The sequence below is a fragment of the Brevundimonas sp. genome, from assembly GCF_051858995.1.
Classification (GTDB): Bacteria; Pseudomonadota; Alphaproteobacteria; order Caulobacterales; family Caulobacteraceae; genus Brevundimonas.
The window spans coordinates 52,994-72,947 of sequence record NZ_JBHYGN010000009.1; the positions used below are offsets into that span (position 1 = coordinate 52,994).

The window sequence follows — 19,954 nt, forward strand, 5'->3', positions numbered from 1 at the left end:
GTCGGGTCCTGAACTGAACGGCGGATACTCTAACCCGTGGGCGGGGTTAGAAACAGTAGCCTCGGAAAAACAACGTGCAAAGGACAGGCCGCACCACTTGGGGACGAGCCCGCGCGCGAGTTCTGACCCATCTGTAACTTGCCGTAGCGCCTTTGGCGGGACAGGGTGCGCCCCTTCACGGAGGGGTGGCATGCTGACGATCGAGAACCTGACCCATATCTACGGCAACGGGACCAGGGCGCTGGACGGCGTCAGCCTGACGATTCCGAAGGGCATGTTCGGCCTGCTGGGCCCGAACGGGGCGGGCAAGTCGACGCTGATGCGCTCCATCGCCACCCTGCAGACACCGACCTCGGGCTCGATCCGCTTCGGCGACATCGATGTGATCGCCGAGCCGGAGAAGCTGCGTCGCGTCCTCGGCTATCTGCCGCAGGACTTCGGCGTCTATCCGCGCGTCTCGGCCTACGACATGCTGAACCACATGGCCGTGCTGAAGGGCATCGCCAACGGCAAGGAGCGCAAGGCGACGGTCGAGGCCCTGCTGCAGCAGGTCAACCTGTGGCCCGTGCGCGGCAAGGCGCTGGCCGGCTTCTCGGGCGGCATGCGCCAGCGCTTCGGCATCGCCCAGGCCCTGATCGGCAACCCCGAACTGATCATCGTCGACGAGCCCACCGCCGGCCTGGACCCGGAGGAGCGCAACCGCTTCCTCAACCTGCTGGCCGAGGTCGGCGAGAACGTGGTGGTCATCCTGTCGACCCACATCGTGCAGGACGTGACCGACCTGTGCCCCCGCATGGCCGTGCTGGCGGGCGGCAAGATCCAGCTGGAGGGCGCGCCGACCGAGCTGCAGCACCAGCTGGAAGGCAAGATCTGGCGCCGGACCATCGACAAGGCCGAGCTGCCCGAGTTCCGCAAGCGCAACGAGGTCATCTCCAGCCGTCTGGTCGGCGGTCGCACCGTCATCCACGTGCTGTCCGACCATCACCCGGGCGACGGCTTCGAGACCGCGCCGGGCGGGCTTGAGGACGTCTACATGGCGACGGTCGCCAAAACGCGCCGCGCGGCCGCCTGAGGGCCACGCACATGTTCGGCAAGATCGCGAGTTTCGAGTTCCGCTACCAGCTGCGCCAACCGGCCTTCTGGGTCATCTTCATCGTCTTCGCCCTGCTCTCGTTCGGGGCCGTGGCCAGTGAGAACGTCTCGCTCGGCTCGGGCGGCAACGTCTTCAAGAACGCGCCCTATTCGCTGGCGCTGGCGCATATCGCCTTCAATATCTTCTTCATGCTGGGCTCGACGGCCATCGTGGCCAATGCGGTCGCGCGGGACACCTCGACCGGTTACGGCCCGCTGATCCTGTCCACCCCGGTCAGCAAGTCGTCCTACCTGTTCGGGCGGTTCTTCGGCGCCTTCGCCGCCGTCGCGATCTGCTACCTCAGCATCTCGTTCGGCACCCTGCTGGGCACGGCCATGCCGTGGATCGACCCCGAGACCATCGGAGCCTTCCGTCCGTTCGACTATGTCTATGCCTACGGCGTCTACGGCCTGACCGGCCTGTTCCTGACCTCGGCCCTGTTCTTCATGCTGGCCACGGTCACCCGCTCGCTGATGGCGACCTATGTCGGCGTGGTCGGGGTGATCATCGTCTATCTGGTGACCACCGGCGCGCTGGGGTCCAAGCCCGAGTTCGAGACCGCCCTGGCCTGGGCCGAGCCGTTCGGATCGGGCGCCTATGGCCTGGCCACCAAATACTGGACGGCGGCAGAGCGGAACACGATCAACGCGCCGCTGGAAGGCATACTGCTGTGGAACCGGGTGATCTGGACCCTCGTCGGCGTGATCATCCTGGCCTCGACCTACAGCCTGTTCCAGCCGTCGCCGCGCGGCGCCAAGGCCAAGAAGGCGGATCGTCTTCGCGCCCTGACCGAGGCCGCGCCGGAACCGACCGCCACGGCCGCCATCGGCCATCTGCCGCAAGCGAGCCATGGCCTGAAGGCCGCCTGGACCCAACTGCTGTCGCGCACCGCCTTCGAGATGGCGCTGATCTTCCGCAGCCCGGCCTATCTGGTGCTGATGCTGCTGGGCTTCGCCTTCGCCTTCGCCATGCTGTTCTTCACCGGCGAGATGTACGGCGCGCCGATCCTGCTGGTGACGCGCGTGGCGATCACGGCCCTGTTCGGCGCCTTCTCGCTGATTTCCATCGTCATCTCGATCTACTATTCGGGCGAGCTGGTCTGGCGTGACCGCGAACGGAAGATGCACGAGATCATCGACGCCTCGGCGGCGCCGGACTGGACCTTCCTGATCCCGAAGACGCTGGCGCTGGTGCTGGTCCTGCTGTCGACCGCCGTGGTCGGCATTCTGGCGGGCGTCGTCACCCAGGCGATCAAGGGCTATTTCGACTTCGAGCTGGGCAAATACATTGTCTGGTACGCCATCCCGCAGGCCATCGGCTTCAGCCTGATCGCGATTCTGGCGATCTTCGTGCAGGCCCTGTCGCCCAACAAGTTCGTCGGCTGGGCGGTAATGGTCGTCTATCTGATCTCGACCATCGTGATGAGCAATCTGGGGCTCGATCACCCGCTCTATCAGTACGGCCGGGGCATCGGCGTGCCGCTGTCGGATATGAACGGCCGCGGCGACTTCGCCCTCTTCAACAGCTGGTTCGACCTGTACTGGACCGCCTTCGCGGTGATCCTGCTGGTCATCGTCTACGGCCTGTGGCGTCGGGGGACGGAGACCCGCCTGGCCCCGCGGCTGAAGCGGTTCCCGCGGCGTCTGGCCGGACCGGCGGGCGCGATCGGCGCGCTGGCCCTCGTCGCCTTCGTCGGGCTGGGCGGCTTCATCTACACCAACACCAACGTCTGGAACGAGTACACCACCCGGGACGCCGAGGAGCGGCGCATGGCGGACGCCGAAAAGGCCCTGCTGCGCTACGAGAACACCCCGCAGCCGTCGGTGGCGGACGTGAGGCTGGTGCTGGACCTGCATCCGCATGAGCCGCGCCTGACCACGCATGCGACCTGGGTGCTGGAAAACCGGACCCAGGCGCCGATCCGCGAAATCCACCTGCGCTGGCCCGACGATCTGGAGGTGCGCGCCCTGAACATCGAGGGGGCGACCAAGGCCCGCGACTGGCCTGAGTTCAACTACAGCATCTACCGCTTCGCCACGCCGCTGCAGCCGGGCGACCGCCGGACCATGACCTTCGAGACGGTGATGGCCCAGCACGGCTTCAAGGCCGGCGGCAACACCACCCGCATCGTCGATAACGGCACCTTCGTCAGCCATAACGAGTTCAGCCCGACCATCGGCATGAACCGCAACGGCCTGCTCAGCGACCGCGCCAAGCGCCGCAAATTCGGCCTGCCCGCCGAGCTGCGTCCGGCCAAGCTGGAGGACGAAAGCGCCCGCGCCCACAACTACATCGGCGCCGACTGGGTCAACGCCGACATTACGGTGACGACCGACGCCGACCAGACGCCGATCGCGCCGGGCTACAAGGTGTCGGACGTGACCCGCGATGGTCGCCGCACGGCCCGCTTCGTCACCGAGGCGCCGATCCTGCACTTCTTCTCGGTGCAGTCGGCCCGGTATGAAATCCTGCGGCGTGAACACAACGGCGTGGCGCTGGAGGTCTATCATGACGCCCAGCACGCCCGGAACGCGCCGCGCATGATCGAGGCCATGCAGGCGTCGCTGGACTACTACACCCGCGCCTTCAGCCCTTATCAGTTCCGGCAGGCCCGGATCGTCGAGTTCCCGGCCTACGCCAGCTATGCGCAGGCCTTCGCCAACACCATGCCCTACTCCGAGGGGCTGGGCTTCATCGCCGACTTCTCGGACCCGACGAAGATCGACTACGTCACCTACGTGACGGCGCACGAGATGGGCCACCAGTGGTGGGCGCACCAGGTCGTCGGCTCCAACCAGCAGGGCATGACCGTCCTGTCCGAGACCCTGGCGCAATACTCGGCGCTGATGGTCATGGAGAAGATGTACGGGCGCGACGATATCCGCCGCTTCCTGAAGTACGAGCTGGATCGTTACCTGCGCGCCCGGGGCACCGAGCGGCTGGAGGAGCTGCCGCTGTTCCGCAACGAGAACCAGCAGTACATCCACTATCAGAAGGGCGGGCTGGTCATGTACCTGCTGCGCGACCAGCTGGGTGAGGACGCGGTCAACCGCGCCCTGCAGCGGGTCCTGCGTCAGTACGCCTTCAAGGGCGCGCCCTATCCGCGCTCGCTGGATCTGGTCGCCGCCCTGCGGGCCGAGGCTCCGGCGGACAAGCAGGCGCTGATCACCGATCTGATGGAGAAGATCACCCTGTATGACGTCAAGACGACCGGGGTCACGGCCACGCGCCGCGCCGACGGTCGCTGGGACGTCGCGGTCACGGTCGACGCCCGCAAGCTGTACGCCGACGGCAAGGGCGCCGAGACGGCGGCTCCGTTGAACGAAAGCTTCGACGTGGGTCTGTTCGCCGCCGAGCCGGGCTCGCGTCGCCTCAATCCGAACGACGTGATCCTGCTGGAGCGTCGTCCGATCCGGACCGGGGTCCAGACCCTGCGCTTCATCACCACGCGTGAGCCGAAATTCGCCGGGGTCGACCCGTACAACAAGTGGATCGACCGCAACTCGGACGACAACATCCGGGCGGTGGGGTAGTCGCTGCGCGGCGGTGGCTAGTGGCTAATGGCAGAGCAAGGAAAAGGCCCCGGAGCAGATCCGGGGCCTTTTTGTTTTTCGGGATGGGGCGGGCAGCAGCGAGACCAGCCACTCCCCACTCGCCACTCGCGTCACCGCGTCCCGAACAGCCGGTCGCCCGCGTCGCCGAGGCCGGGCACGATGTAGCCGTGGTCGTTCAGCCGTTCGTCCACGGCGGCGGCCCATATCGGCACGTCGGGGTGCCAGCCGCGCAGTCGCTCCAGCCCTTCGGGCGAGGCGACCAGACAGACGAAGCGCAGGTTGGTCACGCCGCGCTCCTTCAGCCGCTCGATGGCCGCCACCGCCGTATTGGCCGTGGCCAGCATGGGGTCGATGACGATGCACAGGCGGTCGGCGACGTCCTCGGGGGCGCGGAAATAATACTCCACGGCGTCGAGGGTCTCGGGCTCGCGGTACAGGCCGACGTGGCCGACCCGGGCGGAGGGGACGAGGTCCAGCATCCCCTCGACCAGCCCCAGGCCGGCGCGCAGGATCGGCACGAAGACCAGCTTCTTGCCCTCGATCTTCTGGCCGGTGGTCGGGCCGACCGGCGTCTCGACCGGATAGTCCTCCAGCGGCAGGTCGCGCGTGACCTCGTAGCAGAGCAGGGTCGAGATCTCGCGCAGCAGGGCGCGGAAGCGGGCGGTCGAGGTGTCCTTGGCTCGCATGATCGACAGCTTGTGGGCGACCAGCGGGTGATCGACGACGGTGACCCCGTCCATCTTGAAAGCGGCCATCAGAATACGGTCCCGTCGGAGAGGATGATCAGGGGCGGTCCGCCGCCCGGTCGGCGTTCGGCGGCGGCGCGGCGACCGGCGGCCCAGGTGCCGCCCTCCAGCACGCTGGCTAGGGGCATGGCCTCCGCGCTGACCCCCAGCTCAGTTCGCACCAGCGGCGCGATCCTGTCCAGCAGGGCGACGGTCATGGCGCGCCAGCCGACGACGAGCGGATCGGAGACCGGCCACGCCTTGTCCGCATCCGCCGGGTCCTTGAGCGTCAGCACGCCCAGATCTGTGAACAGGCCGCCGTTGCGGTACTCCGCCAGCCCGGTCAGGCCATCCAGATCGATTACCTTCAGGCCCGCGGTCTGAAGCGGCTCGACCAGCGAATAGCTGAGCCACTGGGAGAGTTTGTGGATCGGTACGAGGCTGTCGGTGGCGTCGTCGCGCGTCATGGCCGGATGTTTCCAGCAGTCGCCGAGGTCTACGCCGCCGAGGCTCAGCCGGTCCTGCCAGACGGGGCCGAAGGCCTCGAGCAGCAGCTCCAGAATGGCGGGGGCGGGCAGGGCGCCGTGGGACGCCTGTGAGATCAGCACATCGGCAAGCCCGCCGGGACGGGCCGTGTCGGCACGGGCGAACAGGTCGGGCCGCGTCTGGCATTGGTCGCCGAGGCGGCGTAGCAGGGCGGCGCGCCCCTCCAGCCCGACCAGTGGGTTGGCGTCCGAGACCTGGAAGCCCTTCGCCAGATCGGCGGCGGACAGACGGCTGAGCGCCTCCGCGTCGACCCGCCAGGGATCGTTCGGCGTGGACGAGAAGGCGCCGGCCTCGAACATGCGCAGGGAGGCGATGGCCAGACCTTCGGAGCGGGTCAGGGTCCGACCGGTGCGCGCGTCCTGATAGCGCCAGCCGGGGCCGGAACCGGCGTCCAGCAGCACCGAGACGATGGCCAGGTCGAACTCTGTCCGCGCGCGGGTGGCGGCGTCAGGCCAGGCGCGGCTGTCCGCCACCGGCCCCCACAGGTCTATGCCGTCGACGGCGAAATGCCGCCAGCGCGCATGGAAGGGCACGGCAAGGGTCGGGTACTGATCGCGGATGACGGAGGCCACATAGCGGGCCGTCTCCGGGAGTCGGTCCAGATCGACGCGCCAGTGGTCGAGCCCGCCCGCGACGCCGATCTCCAGCATCTCATGGGCGCGCTCGCGGACGGCGGCGGGGGTCAGCAGGCCTTGTGCCTGCACCGTCTCAGAACTGCTCAAGGTCGCGGCCCACCACGCGGGTCAGTTCGTCCGCCGACTTGGCGCCTTCGGGGGTGAAATAGCCGGCGGCCTTCTTGGCCTCCATCTCGACCGAGGCATCCGGCGGGATCAGATAGTCGGGTATCGGCACGCGCTCGCCGATCTCGATGCCCGAGCCGGTCAGGGCGTCGTGCTTCATGTTGGACATGGAGACGAAGCGGTCGATCTTTGTGATACCCAGCCAGTGCAGCACATCGGGCATCAGCTGCTGGAAGCGGGCGTCCTGCACCCCGGCGACGCATTCGGTGCGCTCGAAATAGGTGGCGGCCTGATCGCCGCCCGGCTGGCGCTTGCGGGCGTTGTAGACGAGGAATTTGGTCACCTCGCCGAGGGCCCGGCCCTCCTTGCGGTTATAGACGATCAGGCCCGCGCCGCCGTTCTGGGCCTCCTGCACGCACTCCTCGATTCCATGGGTCAGATAGGGGCGGCAGGTGCAGATGTCCGAGCCGAACACGTCCGAGCCGTTGCATTCGTCATGCACCCGGCAGGTCAATCGGCGCGCCGGATCGGCGATCGCGGCGGGGTCGCCGAAAATATAGAGGGTGATGCCGCCGATGGGGGGCAGGAAGACCTTGATATCGGGCCGGGTGACCAGATCGGCGTACATGCCGCCGGTCTGCTCAAACAAGGTGCGGCGCAGGGCCGTCTCGGTGACGCCGAAGCGTTCGGCGATGCCGGGCAGATACCAGACCGGATCGATGGCGGCCTTGGTCACGGCGACGTCGCCCGTCTCATGCACCACGGTCCCGTCAACCTTGATGCGCCCGGCGGCGATGGCCTCGTTGATCTCGCCCAGCTGCAGTCGGGCCTTGGTCACGGCAATGGTCGGGCGGATGTCGACGCCGTCCTGGATCTCGGCGGCGAAGTCCTCGGCCACGCGCGCGCCCCAAGGGTCCAGCGAGACGATCTTGGCCGGATCGATCCACTGGCTGAACGGCCCCATGGGCGTGGTCGGGGCGGTGTTGGTCAGGTCCGGCCGGTTGTTGGCGCTCATCGCGCCCGACGAGACGGCCAGCGCCCGATAGACCGAATAGGCTCCGCCGTGGGCGCCGATGGCGTTGCGGTCCGGCCCGGCGTTGACGGTGCCGATCACCGGCCCTCGCTCGCGGGCGGTCGGTGCGCCCCAGCGGATTGGGAAGCGGGACGCGGTTCCCGCGCCGGGGTGGGAGTTGAGCCGGATGTGGCTCGGACGATTGGTCATGTTTCCTCACTCGATCCGGCTCGTTGTTTTTCTTGCGCCGGACTCGTCAGGACACACCCGGAACGGGAGGTTGTCCAGTCTCATCCGCTTTCGAATTTTGTTCGGGTTCGGAGCAAAGGCGTTGCCCGTAACGAGGGTCGCTTGACTCTCTCACACAGTATGTCGCATACACTGTGTGTCACACACTATGTGACGCAACAGGAGGGTGTGGCGTGAGCCTCGATCCCGAACTTTTCGAAAGCATGCGGCTGGAGTTGCGCCGGGGGTCTCTGGTGCTGGCGGTGCTCGCCTGCCTGCGGACCGAGCGGTACGGCTACACCCTGCGTCAGGCGCTGGCGGCGGACGGTCTGGAGATGGAGGAATCCACCCTCTACCCGCTGCTGCGCCGGCTGGAGAGCCAGGGGCTGCTGCAGAGCGAATGGCGCGAGGAGGAGAAGCGGAAGAAGCGCTTCTACGTCCTGTCGCCGGGCGGCGAGTCGATGCTGACCGCCCTGACCGACGAGTGGCGGGGCATCAACGCCTCGCTCGACAAGATTCTCTGAAATTCCGGGACTGAAGGGGAAGTCTGATGGACCTGATTGATCGCTATCTGAACGCCGTCGCGGCCCAGCTGCCGCAAGACCAGCGGGCCGACATCGTCGCCGAGCTGCGCGACATGATCCTGAGCCGCTACGAAGAGAAGGAAGAGGCGCTGGGACGCCCCCTGACCGAGGCCGAGCAGGAGGAAATCCTGCGCGATATCGGCCACCCGCTGGCGGTCGCCGCCCGCTATGGCTCGGGGCCGCAGCATGTGGTCGGACCCGAGTTGTTTCCCTGGTGGATGTTCGCCGTGAAGGTCGGGGTGATCGCCATCGCCGCCCTCACCGCCATCGGCTTCGTCGCCCGGGTTCTGGTCGGCGACGTGGAAGTGGGCCGCGCCATCGGGCAGGCGTTCCACAGCATCTTCCAGAGCGCGATCATGGTGGTCGGCTTCGCCACCATCGCGGGCTTCATCATCGAGCGTCAGAAGGAGAAGCCCCGCTTCCTGCGCGAATGGCGGGTCAAGGATCTGGGCCTGTTCGAGTTCGGCGGCGGGCTGAATGCCGAGACCGTGTCGCGCGGCCTGAGCGAGGGCGACTGGTCGGTGAAGGCGAAGCCGCGCAACGGCGGCCAGACCTCGCCGATGATGCGCGCCGCCGGCAGCGCCGTGGGCTGGACCGTCGTCCTGCTGTGGTGGGTCGGCTGGCTGCCGATCACGCACACGACGCCGGAAACCCTCGGCTCGGTGGTCGGCGGCGTCGACTATGGCCGGATGCTGGGCGAGATTCACACCCTGCTGTACTGGCCGGTCATCGTCTTCGGGCTGGCGCGGATCGCCTTCGATCTGGCGCGTGCGGCCCAGCCGCGCAACGTGCGCTTCACCGCTCTGGGGGACGTGGCCTTCGGCGGGGCGGAAGCGGCCCTGTTTGTCTGGCTGTGGCTCTGGTCGCCGATGTCGAAGGTCATCTTCGTCCCGACCATCGAGGCCTTCGTCGACCGGGTCAGACTCATGATCGAGAGCGGCTGGTGGCCGGCGCCCTCGATCCTGATGCTGTGCGTCGCCTTCGGTTTCATCGTCGCGGTGTGCAAGGTCTTCGCCTCCCTGACCCGACTGGCCACCGGTCAGGACAAACGCAACTAGGCAGCGATTTCAAACCTCGGGCGTTAGGCCCCGGCGGCGACCGTGCCGCCGGGGCTTTTCGTTGATGGGGCAGGCGTGACGTTGCAGCAGGGACTGGCCTTCGGGCTGGTGGGACTGACCATCATCGCCTTCATCTGGGGACGGTTCCGCTACGACCTGATCGCCCTGGGCGCGCTGGTGCTGGGGCTGGCCATCGGGGTGATCCCGGCCGAGGCGGCGTTCGACGGCTTCCGCAATGATGTGACGGTGATCATCGCCGCGGCCCTTGTGGTCAGCGCGGCCTTCGCCCGCTCGGGCATTGTCGAGATGGCGTTGAAGCGGGTCCTGCCCCTGCTGAAGACCGAGCGCAGCCAGACGCCGGTGCTGACCGTGGCGGTGACCCTGCTGTCGATGGTGACCAAGAACGTCGGGGCGCTAGCGATCATGATGCCGGTGGCCCTGCAGGTCAGCCGCAAGACCGGCAGCGCTCCGTCCCGCATCCTGATGCCCATGGCCTTCGGCGCCATGGCGGGCGGGATGGTGACCCTGGTCGGCACGGCTCCCAACATAATCGTGGCCGAGGTGCGCGCGGACCTGCTGGGCCAGCCGTTCGGCATGTATGACTATGCGCCGGTCGGTCTGGTGCTGACCGGCATCGCCCTGATCTTCCTGGCCTTCGCCTATCGCCTGCTGCCCAAGGATCGCAAGGGCGCGGTCGGGCTGGGCGAAGCGCTGGCGGCCAACGGCTACGCGACCGAGGCGCGGGCGCCGGAGGGCTGGACCTGCGCCACCCCGACGATCAAGGCCCTGACCGCCATGGGCGACGGCGACGTGCGCATCCTGGCCCTGATCCGGAACAGCAAGCGGACGGCCAATCCCCGCGGCAATCACAAGGTCCTGCCCGGCGATGTGCTGCTGATCGAGGGCGGGCCCTCGGCGCTGGAGGCCTTCTTCGCGGTCAGCCGGCTGCAACTGGTCCGCGAGGACCGCCCGGTGGCGCTGGAGCAGCCCACCGACGAGGTGCAGGTGATCGAGGCGGTGATCGGCCGCAACTCGCCCCTGTCAGGCCAGTCGGTGCGTGCGGCGGACCTGTACGGCCAGTACGGCGTCAACCTGATCGGCGTGTCGCGCAGCGGCTATGAACTGACCCAGAAGCTGCGCTCGGCCCGGCTACAGGCGGGCGACGTCATCCTGCTGCAAGGCGGGGAGGCGGGCCTGCCGACCGCGCTGCAGGCGCTGGACCTGCTGCCGCTGGCGGAGCGGGAAGTGCGTCTGGGCAGCGTGCGCAAGCGGTTCCTGCCGGCGGTGGTGCTGGCCGTCGCCATGACCCTGGTGGGCTTCGGGGTGGTCCCCGTGTCTATCGCCTTCTTCGGCGCGGCGGTGGTGATCGTGGCGCTGGGCGGTCTGAAGATGCGCGAGGCCTACGCCGCTCTGGACGGACCCCTGCTGATCCTGATCGCGGCCCTGATCCCGGTCTCGGACGCCATCCAGAAGACCGGCGGCGCGGACCTGATCGCGGCGGGCCTGAGCGGTCTGTTCACGGGCCTGCCGGGGGTGCTGGCGGTCGGCGGCCTGATGCTGGCCTCGATGGCCGTGACGCCCTTCCTCAACAACGCCGCCACGGTGCTGATCGTCGCCCCGATCGGGGCCAGTCTGGCGACCAAGCTGGGGTACAATCCCAACGCCTTCCTGATGGCGGTGGCGGTCGGCGCGGCCTGTGACTTCCTCACCCCCATCGGCCACCAGTGCAATACGCTGGTCATGGGGCCGGGCGGGTACAGGTTCGGGGACTATGCGAGACTCGGCGCGCCGTTGAGTCTGCTGGTGCTGATCGCGGGGCCGCCGCTGATCCTGCTGTTCTGGCCGTTGTAGCGGGGCCGCGCACCGTCGGCTGTTCGGGATATCCCGGCCCGACGCGGCTTGGAGAGAAAGCCCTCCCTCTCGATGGGCGAACGGTTGACTTTCCACTCGTTGCGGAGGTCGGCGCCCCGAGTGATGAACTACTTTTCCTTGGGCGGGATGATCGTCGGCGCCGATGCGCGCCACTCGATCTTCACTCCCGTCCGCTCGTAGACTTCCAGAAGCTCTCGCATTGAGCTGAACCGGGTGGCGTTAACGGCCAATGACTGCTCGCCGCAGACCCATTGAAAGACGGGGTAGAGGCCGCTCTGCCAAGCCGGCGACGCGAAAGTAGCCCGCCTTAAGGGGCGCGCTTCCGAGGACAGATAAGTCTCCGCTGTCTTTCGATAGCGCTGGCCATTGCAGTCGAGTTCGAACGTATTGGTCAACGCGACCGTCCGCTGGCCATTCACCTCGCCACTTGCTTCGCCCAAGGGCGCGATGGCCTCAATCGTCCAGCGGGAGTCGGCTTGGCGAACAGGGTCGAGGTAAGCTGTGACCGCTGTCCCGCCTCGCCATACCGCACCACTCATTTCGACCGGGGGCGAATCCGGCAGGTCGACAAACGTGGGAAGTCTGGAGTTTGTGGCCGGAGCTTCTCCGACGTCGCTACATCCAGCTAGCCCCATCGCGAAACTGACCGTGGCAGCGGCGGCTGATCGCATGAGGAGGTTGATCAAGTCACTTTCCTTGCCGGGACGGAACGCCGGAGCCGCCAACATTCCGACAGCCTGATATGCCCAAGGTTAGTCGAGGTCGGCGTGAGGTCCAACCTCTGCTGGGGTGACCATCGTCCCTGAGGTGCGTTCCACACCCATGTCCGAAAACCGCGAGCGTTTTTCCGCGCCCCGGCCTATCTTCCGGTCATGGAAAACCCCGCCGCACTCGATCAGGAGGCCTGCTATCGCGCCGTGCTGACGCGCGATGCGCGGTTTGACGGGCGGTTCTTCGGTTGTGTGAAGACGACCGGCATCTACTGCCGTCCGGTCTGCCCGGCGCGGACGCCCAAGAGAGAGAACATGATCTTCGTCGCCTCGGCGGCGGCGGCCGAGGAGGTGGGATTTCGGGCCTGTTTGCGCTGTCGGCCAGAGACGGCGCCCGATATGGGCGCATGGCGGGGGACGTCGAATACGGTCAGCCGGGCGCTGGCCCTGATTGAGGCGGGGGCTCTGGATGAAGACGATGTCGATGCGCTGGCCGGGCGGCTGGGCGTGGGCGAGCGGCACCTGCGCCGCCTGTTCCGCCAGCATCTGGGCGCCGCGCCGGTCAGCGTGGCGCAGACGCGGCGGGTGCTGCTGGCCAAAGCCCTGATCCACCAGACCGACCTGTCGATGGCGCAGGTGGCGCTGGCGTCCGGCTTCGGCAGCGTGCGGCGGTTCAACGAGACGTTTCAGGCCCTGTACGAGCGGCCGCCCTCGGCCCTGCGCCGTCGTGGCGAGCGGGCGCACGAGGGCGGGGTGGTGCTGAGCCTGCCCTATGCGCCGCCTTATGACTGGGGCGCCATGCTCGGGGCGTTGGCGGCGCGGGGGGATGTGGTCGAGGGGCGGCGGTGGTCGCGCGCCCTGACCCGCGAGATCGACGGGGCGGAAGGCGCGGTCTCGGTCGAGCCGGGCGAGCCGGGGCGGGTGTCGGTCTTTGTCGAGACGACGGAGCTGAAGGCTTTGCCGGGCGTACTGGCGCGGGTGCGACGGGTGTTCGACCTGTCGGCGGACCCGGACGCCATCGCGCGCGATCTCTCCGCCGACCCGGTGCTGAGGCCGCTGGTGGCGGCGCGGCCGGGGCTGAGATTGCCGGGCCACTGGATCGATGGCGCCGCCGAGCCGCCCAACGACCGATTGAAGGATGACCGCCTGACCGCGCGCGCCGAACGCTGGCGTCCGTGGCGGGCTTATGGAGCGCTGCATCTGGCCGTGGCCGGAGTGGGCGCCGCTGACCTGATGGAGCGAGATGATGCCCATGCCGCCTGAAACCCTGACGCTGGATCGCGTGGCGACGCCGGTGGGCGAGGTGCTGCTGATCACCGGGCCCGGGGGCGCGGTGCGGGCGCTGGACTTCGCCGGCTATGAGGACCGGATGCACCGGCTGCTGGCGCGGCACAATCCGGACGCGGCGCTGGTCGAGGGGCGAGGGCCGGAGGCGGTGCGAACGGCGGTGCTGGCCTATTTCAGCGGCGATGTCCGGGCGCTGGACGCCCTGCCGGTGAAGACTGGCGGCACCGACTTCCAGAAAGCCGTCTGGGCGGCGCTGCGGGCGATTCCGGCGGGCGAGACGCGCACCTACGGCCAACTGGCGACGGCCATCGGCTCACCCAAGGCGGTGCGGGCGGCGGGACTGGCCAACGGCCAGAACCCCATCGCGGTGATCGTGCCTTGCCACCGGGTGATCGGGGCGAACGGGACCCTGACGGGCTATGCGGGCGGACTGGAGCGCAAGCGCTGGCTGCTGGCGCATGAGGGCGTCGCGGTGGCCTGACTGGTCTTCCACTGTCATCGCCAGCCGACGGCGTCTCCGGCGCTTGACGATTCCCCCGGACTGCGTGTCACTGCGCGCGGGCTGTTTTTAGGGGTTTTTGGGTATGAGGGCGGAGCTTTATGCCGGGCTGGCCATGGCGGTCGGACTCGGGCTCGCGACGACGGCTGTCGCGCAGGACGATGACTGGGAATACCAGGAGGACGCGGCGCGGCAGATCTGGGTCGCCGCAGCGCGGTACGATGCAGGTCAGATGATCGTGGTCCAGTGTCGCCAGGGCGGTTTGACCGCCGTGCTGACCGGCCTGCCCGCGAGCGAGGCGCCGCTCTCGCTGCGCGCCACGCGCGCCGATGGCCGCGCGTCGTCGCAGACCTGGCAGCCAGCCGGCGCGCCGGGCGCATTCCGCTCCGAGTCGCCGGGCCGCGATGTGCGGTTCATGAAGGGCGGCGGCCAGTATGTGCTGCGCGGAGGCGAGGGGGCGTCCGCCGTTCGGGTCGGATTCGACCTGCCGACCCAGTCCGCCAATCTGGATCGCGTGCTCACCGCCTGTGGCTGGGCGACCGAGGATGATCGCGATGCGCTGGCGTTGGCGAGCATCAGCCTGATCGACCCGGACGACATCCCGTCGCGTCCGCGCGCGCCGCGGAGCACCCGGCAGGCGCCCCGCGCGACCACACCGCGCCCGGAAGCGCCGCTGACGCCTCCGCCGGCTGAAGACGCCGTCTCCTGCATCGTCCGCGACATGCACCTGCGTGACTGCCGGGCGGACCATGCGGCCAGTGCGCGCGAGCGTGATGTGCTGCAGATGATCCGGTTCCACGAGGGCAATGAGGTCTACCCCCTCGGAGGATCCAGCGCCGCCGACAACGAGGGCAAGGTGGCCCACATCAACGGCATGCGGGTCATCGTGGAGTTCACGACCCTCCCGCGATAGTCCCGGTACGGTGTTCTACGGATAGGCCGGGGGCTTGCAATCCCCGGCCATGGGCCTAGATTGCATCTGCTTATGCTGAAAGTGAGCATAAGTCGGCGGACAGCTCCCAGGTTGGTCCGCCGTTCTTCAGCTTTCCGATTTGCTCAGATCGAGCAAAAGGGGTCTGGAAAGGGTGAGCGAAATGGCTGACGGCGCATTCGGGCTGTCGAAGGAGCTGGAGCTGGAAACGGCTCCGGTGTGGGCCAAGGTCAAGGACCACGTCACGCCGCTGGAGTGGCCGGCGCAGGCTCAACTGATCCATGAGATCAACCAGCTGAAGCGCGAGCGCGACGCGGTGATCCTGGCGCACAACTACATGACCCCGGAAATCTTCCACGGCGTTGGCGACTATGTCGGCGACAGCCTGGGTCTGGCCAAGGAAGCCGCCAAGTCGAAGGCCAGGGTGATCGTCCAGGCGGGCGTGCACTTCATGGCCGAGACCTCGAAGATCCTCAGCCCGGACAAGACGGTGCTGATCCCCGACCTGCGCGCAGGCTGCTCGCTGGCCAGCTCGATCACGGGCGCCGATGTGCGACTGATCAAGCAGCGCTACCCCGGTCTGCCGGTGGTCACCTATGTGAACACGACCGCCGATGTGAAGGCCGAGACGGACATCTGCTGCACCAGCGCCAACGCCGTGCAGGTCGTCGAATGGGCGGCGAAGGAGTGGGGCGTCGACCGCGTCATCCTGATCCCCGACGAATATCTGGCGCGCAACGTCGCGGCCCAGACGACGGTCGGCATCATCGCCTGGAAGGGGCGATGCGAGGTGCACGAGCGCTTCACCGCCGACGACATCGCCGATATGCGCGCCGCCTATCCGGGCGCGGAGATCCTGGCGCACCCGGAGTGCCCGGAAGAGGTGCTGGCGGCGGCGGACTTCGCCGGTTCGACGGCGGCGATGACCGACTATGTCGAGGCCCGCAAGCCGAAGCAGGTGGTGATGATCACCGAGTGCAGCATGGCCTCGAACGTCGCCGGCGACGTACCGGGCGTGCAGTTCATCGGCCCCTGCAACCTGTGCCCGCACATGAAGCGGATCACGCTTGAGAACATCCGCGACTGCCTTTTGCACATGCAGTTCGAGGTCACGGTTCCAGACGACATGATCGAACGTGCAAGCTTGGCCGTACAGCGTATGATCGACCTGCCGCCGCCCGCGATTCCCGCGCGGTACGACCTGATCAAGGCGCGGCATCACGTGGCTGTGGAGTTGATCTGACGTGGTTCGGGTTTGGCGCGTTCCGTTTGGCTATCTGATCCTGATCTGGCGCGCGCAGCAGCGCTGGTTCGCCTATCGCCCGGTCACGGATCTGCGGCGGGTCTATGAAATCCTGGCGCGCCGGGGCGTGCCGAAGAATCTGACGCGTGAGGCGCTGTCGCGGGCCAACCCCGCCGAGGCGCGCGCACACCATCTGGACTGAGCGACATGCACTACGTCCCGCCCGCCCGGGTGGTCGCCGGTGTCGACCGGAAGACCCTGCGGCTTCTCGCCGTACTGGTCTTGTGGCTGAGGACGGAAAGGGCCACGTCGCGGGCATGAGCGACACCGACACCCCCCGCCGTCCCGGTCCCTGGGATCCCCGTCCTGAAAACGCCGCCGTCGCGGCGCAGCCGACGCCTGTCCGTCACGGCCCGATGCCCTCGACCTCGGCGCATCCGGTCGTGCAGGGGCAAAGCCCCGGCTGGGCGATCGTGTCGACCCTGCTGTTGGGCGGGCTGATCTACTATTGGACGCGCAGCTTCGAGATCGTCGCGGCCATCCTGTTCGGCGTGCTGGTGCATGAGGTCGGCCACATGCTGGCGATGAACAGGTTGGGCATGGGCCCCGCGCGCATCTTCGTCGTGCCCTTCTTCGGCGGCGCGGCCATCGGCCAACGTCCGGCGGCGAGCGAGTGGCACGGGGTGCTGGTCGCCCTGGCCGGCCCGGCTTTCGGCCTGCTGGCGACGATCCCCTTCTTTGGCCTGTACGCCTTTAGCGGACAGGGCATCTGGCTGGCCTGTGTGATCGCCATCGCCTTCATCAATCTGCTGAACCTGTTGCCCGCGCCGATGCTCGACGGCTCGCGCGCGCTGGGACCGGTGCTGGCCAAGATTCACCCGCTGCTCGAGAAGGCGGTGCTGGTGGTGATCGGCGGTCTGGCGGTCCTGTGGGGCGTGTCCAACGGCAGCTGGCTGTTCGCCCTGTTCCTCGGCATCGCCCTGTTCAGCTATCTGAAGCGCGGCGACTGGCGCCCCGAAGGCCGTCGCCTGACGGTCGGCGAGGCGTTCAAGTCCACCGCCCTGTTCGTGCTGACCGCGGGCGCCTGCGTGGGCGTCGGCCTTCTGGGCATTCTGCCGGGCGCCGAGACGCTGTCGAACGCGGCCGGGCACGGCGTGGGCCTGTTCGGGATCGGTCGATGAATCGCATCCGCCACGACGGACCGCTGATCATCGGTGGCGGGCTGGCGGGTCTGTCCGCCGCGCTCGAGGCCGGTCCGCGCCCGACGCTGGTGGTGACGCCCGCGCCCCTGCTGCAGGCCTGCTCCTCGGCCTGGGCGCAGGGCGGCGTGGCGGCGGCCCTGTCGTCGGAAGACGGCGCTGACCTGCATGCGGCGGACACCGCCGCCGCCGGGGCCGGACTGGTCGATCTGGCGGTCGCCCGCGCCCTGACAGACGACGGCAAACAGACGGTCGAGTGGCTGGCCTCGCTGGGCGCACCCTTTGACCGCGACGACAACGGCGGCTTCGCCGTCAGCCTTGAGGCCGCGCACTCGAAGGCCCGGGTGGCCCGGGTCGGCGGCGACGGCGCGGGTCGCGCCATCCTGTCGGCCCTGGTCGCGTCGGTGCGCGCTGCTCCGCACATTCAGGTCTGGGAGAACGGTCGCCTGCGCGCCCTGGTGCAGGACGCCTCGGGCCGTGTGCGCGGCGCGGTGATCGAGCGCGACGGCCGCCTGACCGAGGTCTTGGCCCCCGCTGTCGTGCTGGCCACGGGCGGCGCGGGCGGCCTCTATGCCCGCACCACCACGCCGGCGGCCCTGCTGGGCGAGGGCATGGCGCTGGCGTATCTGGCGGGCGCGGAAATCCTCGATCCCGAGTTCGTCCAGTTTCACCCGACCGCGATCGACGTCGGCGTGGACCCCATGCCCCTGGCCACCGAGGCCCTCCGTGGCGAGGGCGCGCGCCTGATCGACGCCCGTGGCGACTTCCTGCTGGGCGTCGAGCCGGACGCTGATCTGAAGGCCCGCGACATCGTCGCCCGCGCGGTGCATCAGGCCCGCGCCGAAGGTCGGGGCGCCTATCTGGACGCGCGTGCGGCGGTTGGCGCCCACTTCCCCGAAGAGTTTCCGGCGGTCTTCGCCGCCTGCATGCGCGCTGGTCTGGACCCGCGCGAGACGCCGATCCCGGTGGCGCCGGGCGCCCACTATCACATGGGCGGGATCGCAGCCGGACTGGACGGACGCACCAGTCTGCCGGGTCTGTTCGCCGTCGGCGAATGCGCGGCGACCGGCGTGCACGGCGCCAACCGTCTGGCCTCCAACTCCCTGCTGGAAGCGGCCGCCTTCGGACGGCGCACCGGTCGCGCGGCGGGCGCCGAGACGGGCGGGGAGGGCGAGACCCTCAAGCCCGCCATCGCCCCGGACCTGACGCCCGAGGCCCTGACGGCCTTGCGTGTAACCATGAGCGACAATGTCGGCGTGGTGCGCGACGCCGCTGGCCTGACCCGCGCCCTGGCCCTGATGGAGCGGCTGGAGCAGGAGGCGCGCGGCGCCCTGCCGGTGCTGGCCGCCCGCCTGATCGCCGGAGCGGCGCTGGAGCGTCGCGAAAGCCGGGGCGGCCACTATCGCTCGGACTATCCCGACACGGACGCCGGTCCGCGACATACGCGCCTGCGCCGCGATCCCGCGGTCGCCCTCGCTGCAGAATGAGCCGCATGATCCCGACCCTGCCTGATCTGCTGATCGAGCCCGTGGTCCGTCTGGCCCTGGCCGAGGATCTGGGCCGCGCGGGCGACGTCACCGCCAAGGCCTGCATCCCTGAAGGCGCGCGCATGCGGGCGGTCTTCGCCGCGCGCAAGCCGGGCGTTCTGGCCGGGATCGACTGCGTGCGACTGGCGGTGCTGGCGATGGACCCCAGGGCCTCGGTCGATCTGAAGCTGCGCGACGGCGAGGCCTTCGAGGCCGGGACCGTGCTGGCCGAGGTCAAGGCCGACGCCCGCGCCTTCCTGTCGGCCGAGCGGACGGCGCTGAACCTGCTGGGTCGCCTGTGCGGCATCGCCACCCTGACCCGCGCCTATGTCGACGCGGTCGAGGGGACGGGCGCCCGCATCGCCGACACCCGCAAGACTACCCCCGGCCTGCGCGCGCTGGAGAAGCACGCGGTGCTGTGCGGCGGCGGGCTGAACCATCGCTTCGGCCTGGATGACGCCATCCTGATCAAGGACAACCACGTGGCCGTCTGCGGCGGCGTGGGCGAGGCCGTACGCCGGGCCAGGGCGGCGGCCGGTCACCTGATGAAGGTCGAGGTCGAAGTCGACGGGCTGGATCAGCTGGACGAGGCCCTGACCGAACGGCCCGACGTCATCATGCTGGACAACTTCAGCTTGGCCGACCTTCGCGACGCGGTGTCGCGCGTCTCGGGCGCTGTGACCCTGGAGGCCTCGGGCGGGGTGAACCTGGAGACTGTGCGGGCCATCGCCGAGACTGGCGTGGACGTGATTTCCGTCGGCGCCCTGACCCATTCGGCGGCGTCGCTGGACATCGGCCTCGACGCGATCTGATAGGCGGAGGCGAACGGCGTTCCGGAACGACCCCGCGCCGGGATGGTTTTCTTCCAGACACGGAAGGAGACTTCAGATGAGCCACGCCCCCAAAATCCCGAAGGAACAACGCAGCTTTTCCGATCGGGGCGGGAAGCCGCTGGATGAGGCCATGCACGCCGACCGGCGCGATCTGGGCACCGGCGCGCAGTCCGGTCAGCCGGGTGATGCGGACGTCAATCTTGAGACCCAAGGCCGGTTCGGCAATCTGCGCCAGAACATGACCACGCACTGGAAGGTGCAGCAGCGCTGACGCC

The 19,954-nt window shown here is 68.5% G+C and carries 18 protein-coding genes; 14 read left to right on the forward strand and 4 right to left on the reverse strand.

Annotation, left to right across the window (positions count from 1 at the left end; genetic code table 11):
- The first annotated feature begins 190 nt into the window (after nt 1-190).
- Together ACTIEF_RS09855 and ACTIEF_RS09860 are read left to right on the forward strand one after the other, a co-directional pair.
- A complete protein-coding gene (locus ACTIEF_RS09855; protein WP_439471960.1) occupies nt 191-1,072 on the forward strand; it encodes an ABC transporter ATP-binding protein in 882 nt (293 codons plus the stop codon).
- Between the two features lie 11 nt (nt 1,073-1,083).
- Nucleotides 1,084-4,665 (forward strand): M1 family aminopeptidase, encoded by a 3,582-nt coding sequence (locus ACTIEF_RS09860; protein WP_439471961.1) that lies wholly within the window; start codon nt 1,084-1,086, stop codon nt 4,663-4,665.
- 131 nt (nt 4,666-4,796) lie between these two features.
- Here the strand turns inward: ACTIEF_RS09860 and upp are convergent, their stop codons facing one another.
- The 3 genes from upp to ACTIEF_RS09875 are packed head-to-tail and all read right to left on the reverse strand — an operon-like array spanning nt 4,797 to nt 7,919.
- Nucleotides 4,797-5,426, reverse strand: a complete 630-nt coding sequence (gene upp / locus ACTIEF_RS09865) for a uracil phosphoribosyltransferase (RefSeq protein ID WP_439472205.1) — start codon at nt 5,424-5,426, stop codon at nt 4,797-4,799.
- Nucleotides 5,427-5,440: 14 nt separating this feature from the next.
- Nucleotides 5,441-6,679, reverse strand: coding sequence for a URC4/urg3 family protein (locus ACTIEF_RS09870; RefSeq protein ID WP_439471962.1), 1,239 nt, complete (start codon nt 6,677-6,679; stop codon nt 5,441-5,443).
- Complete coding sequence (locus ACTIEF_RS09875) at nt 6,666-7,919, reverse strand: GTP cyclohydrolase II (protein ID WP_439471963.1); 1,254 nt, start codon at nt 7,917-7,919, stop codon at nt 6,666-6,668. The genes ACTIEF_RS09870 and ACTIEF_RS09875 overlap by 14 nt, the downstream gene beginning before the upstream one ends.
- 212 nt (nt 7,920-8,131) lie before the next feature.
- Here ACTIEF_RS09875 and ACTIEF_RS09880 point away from each other — a divergent pair, with 212 nt between their 5' ends.
- From ACTIEF_RS09880 to ACTIEF_RS09890, 3 genes are all read left to right on the forward strand, one after another.
- Nucleotides 8,132-8,461, forward strand: a complete 330-nt coding sequence (locus ACTIEF_RS09880; RefSeq protein WP_439471964.1) for a PadR family transcriptional regulator — start codon at nt 8,132-8,134, stop codon at nt 8,459-8,461.
- A 26-nt stretch (nt 8,462-8,487) separates the two neighbouring features.
- Nucleotides 8,488-9,579 (forward strand): HAAS signaling domain-containing protein, encoded by a 1,092-nt coding sequence (locus tag ACTIEF_RS09885; protein ID WP_439471965.1) that lies wholly within the window; start codon nt 8,488-8,490, stop codon nt 9,577-9,579.
- A gap of 75 nt (nt 9,580-9,654) precedes the next feature.
- Nucleotides 9,655-11,430: an SLC13 family permease gene (locus ACTIEF_RS09890; RefSeq protein WP_439471966.1), complete on the forward strand. Its 1,776-nt coding sequence runs from the start codon at nt 9,655-9,657 to the stop codon at nt 11,428-11,430.
- A gap of 128 nt (nt 11,431-11,558) precedes the next feature.
- Here the strand turns inward: ACTIEF_RS09890 and ACTIEF_RS09895 are convergent, their stop codons facing one another.
- On the reverse strand, nt 11,559-12,137 hold the full coding sequence (locus tag ACTIEF_RS09895) for a hypothetical protein (protein WP_439471967.1): 579 nt from the start codon (nt 12,135-12,137) through the stop codon (nt 11,559-11,561).
- Nucleotides 12,138-12,323: 186 nt separating this feature from the next.
- Between ACTIEF_RS09895 and ACTIEF_RS09900 the strand changes: the two genes are divergently transcribed.
- The 9 genes from ACTIEF_RS09900 to ACTIEF_RS09940 all read left to right on the forward strand — a co-directional run bounded on the left by ACTIEF_RS09900 (nt 12,324) and on the right by ACTIEF_RS09940 (nt 19,950).
- Nucleotides 12,324-13,424, forward strand: coding sequence for a bifunctional transcriptional activator/DNA repair enzyme AdaA (locus tag ACTIEF_RS09900; RefSeq protein ID WP_439471968.1), 1,101 nt, complete (start codon nt 12,324-12,326; stop codon nt 13,422-13,424).
- Nucleotides 13,405-13,929: a methylated-DNA--[protein]-cysteine S-methyltransferase gene (locus ACTIEF_RS09905; RefSeq protein ID WP_439471969.1), complete on the forward strand. Its 525-nt coding sequence runs from the start codon at nt 13,405-13,407 to the stop codon at nt 13,927-13,929. Before ACTIEF_RS09900 ends, ACTIEF_RS09905 begins: the two co-directional genes overlap by 20 nt.
- 133 nt (nt 13,930-14,062) lie before the next feature.
- On the forward strand, nt 14,063-14,860 hold the full coding sequence (locus ACTIEF_RS09910) for a hypothetical protein (RefSeq protein WP_439471970.1): 798 nt from the start codon (nt 14,063-14,065) through the stop codon (nt 14,858-14,860).
- Nucleotides 14,861-15,041: 181 nt separating this feature from the next.
- Nucleotides 15,042-16,121 (forward strand): quinolinate synthase NadA, encoded by a 1,080-nt coding sequence (gene nadA, locus ACTIEF_RS09915; protein WP_439471971.1) that lies wholly within the window; start codon nt 15,042-15,044, stop codon nt 16,119-16,121.
- Between the two features lies 1 nt (nt 16,122).
- On the forward strand, nt 16,123-16,323 hold the full coding sequence (locus tag ACTIEF_RS09920; protein WP_439471972.1) for a hypothetical protein: 201 nt from the start codon (nt 16,123-16,125) through the stop codon (nt 16,321-16,323).
- A 115-nt stretch (nt 16,324-16,438) separates the two neighbouring features.
- Nucleotides 16,439-17,302 carry a metalloprotease gene (locus ACTIEF_RS09925; protein WP_439471973.1) on the forward strand — a complete coding sequence of 288 codons (864 nt, stop codon included), beginning with the start codon at nt 16,439-16,441 and terminating at the stop codon, nt 17,300-17,302.
- Complete coding sequence (locus ACTIEF_RS09930) at nt 17,299-18,807, forward strand: L-aspartate oxidase (protein WP_439471974.1); 1,509 nt, start codon at nt 17,299-17,301, stop codon at nt 18,805-18,807. Before ACTIEF_RS09925 ends, ACTIEF_RS09930 begins: the two co-directional genes overlap by 4 nt.
- 5 nt (nt 18,808-18,812) lie before the next feature.
- Complete coding sequence (gene nadC / locus ACTIEF_RS09935; protein ID WP_439471975.1) at nt 18,813-19,658, forward strand: carboxylating nicotinate-nucleotide diphosphorylase; 846 nt, start codon at nt 18,813-18,815, stop codon at nt 19,656-19,658.
- Between the two features lie 76 nt (nt 19,659-19,734).
- The gene (locus ACTIEF_RS09940; RefSeq protein ID WP_439471976.1) at nt 19,735-19,950 is read left to right on the forward strand and encodes a hypothetical protein; all 216 of its coding nucleotides are present in this window, start codon (nt 19,735-19,737) and stop codon (nt 19,948-19,950) included.
- The last annotated feature ends 4 nt before the right edge of the window (nt 19,951-19,954 follow it).

Coding starts and splice junctions, on each gene's coding strand:
- ACTIEF_RS09905 (WP_439471969.1), top strand. CDS start 13,405: ATGATGCCCATGCCGCCTGAAACCCTGACGCTGGATCGCGTGGCGACG.
- nadC (WP_439471975.1), top strand. CDS start 18,813: ATGATCCCGACCCTGCCTGATCTGCTGATCGAGCCCGTGGTCCGTCTG.
- ACTIEF_RS09910 (WP_439471970.1), top strand. CDS start 14,063: ATGGCGGTCGGACTCGGGCTCGCGACGACGGCTGTCGCGCAGGACGAT.
- ACTIEF_RS09855 (WP_439471960.1), top strand. CDS start 191: ATGCTGACGATCGAGAACCTGACCCATATCTACGGCAACGGGACCAGG.
- upp (WP_439472205.1), bottom strand. CDS start 5,426: ATGGACGGGGTCACCGTCGTCGATCACCCGCTGGTCGCCCACAAGCTG.
- ACTIEF_RS09940 (WP_439471976.1), top strand. CDS start 19,735: ATGAGCCACGCCCCCAAAATCCCGAAGGAACAACGCAGCTTTTCCGAT.
- nadA (WP_439471971.1), top strand. CDS start 15,042: ATGGCTGACGGCGCATTCGGGCTGTCGAAGGAGCTGGAGCTGGAAACG.
- ACTIEF_RS09885 (WP_439471965.1), top strand. CDS start 8,488: ATGGACCTGATTGATCGCTATCTGAACGCCGTCGCGGCCCAGCTGCCG.
- ACTIEF_RS09930 (WP_439471974.1), top strand. CDS start 17,299: ATGAATCGCATCCGCCACGACGGACCGCTGATCATCGGTGGCGGGCTG.
- ACTIEF_RS09875 (WP_439471963.1), bottom strand. CDS start 7,919: ATGACCAATCGTCCGAGCCACATCCGGCTCAACTCCCACCCCGGCGCG.
- ACTIEF_RS09900 (WP_439471968.1), top strand. CDS start 12,324: ATGGAAAACCCCGCCGCACTCGATCAGGAGGCCTGCTATCGCGCCGTG.
- ACTIEF_RS09860 (WP_439471961.1), top strand. CDS start 1,084: ATGTTCGGCAAGATCGCGAGTTTCGAGTTCCGCTACCAGCTGCGCCAA.
- ACTIEF_RS09925 (WP_439471973.1), top strand. CDS start 16,439: ATGAGCGACACCGACACCCCCCGCCGTCCCGGTCCCTGGGATCCCCGT.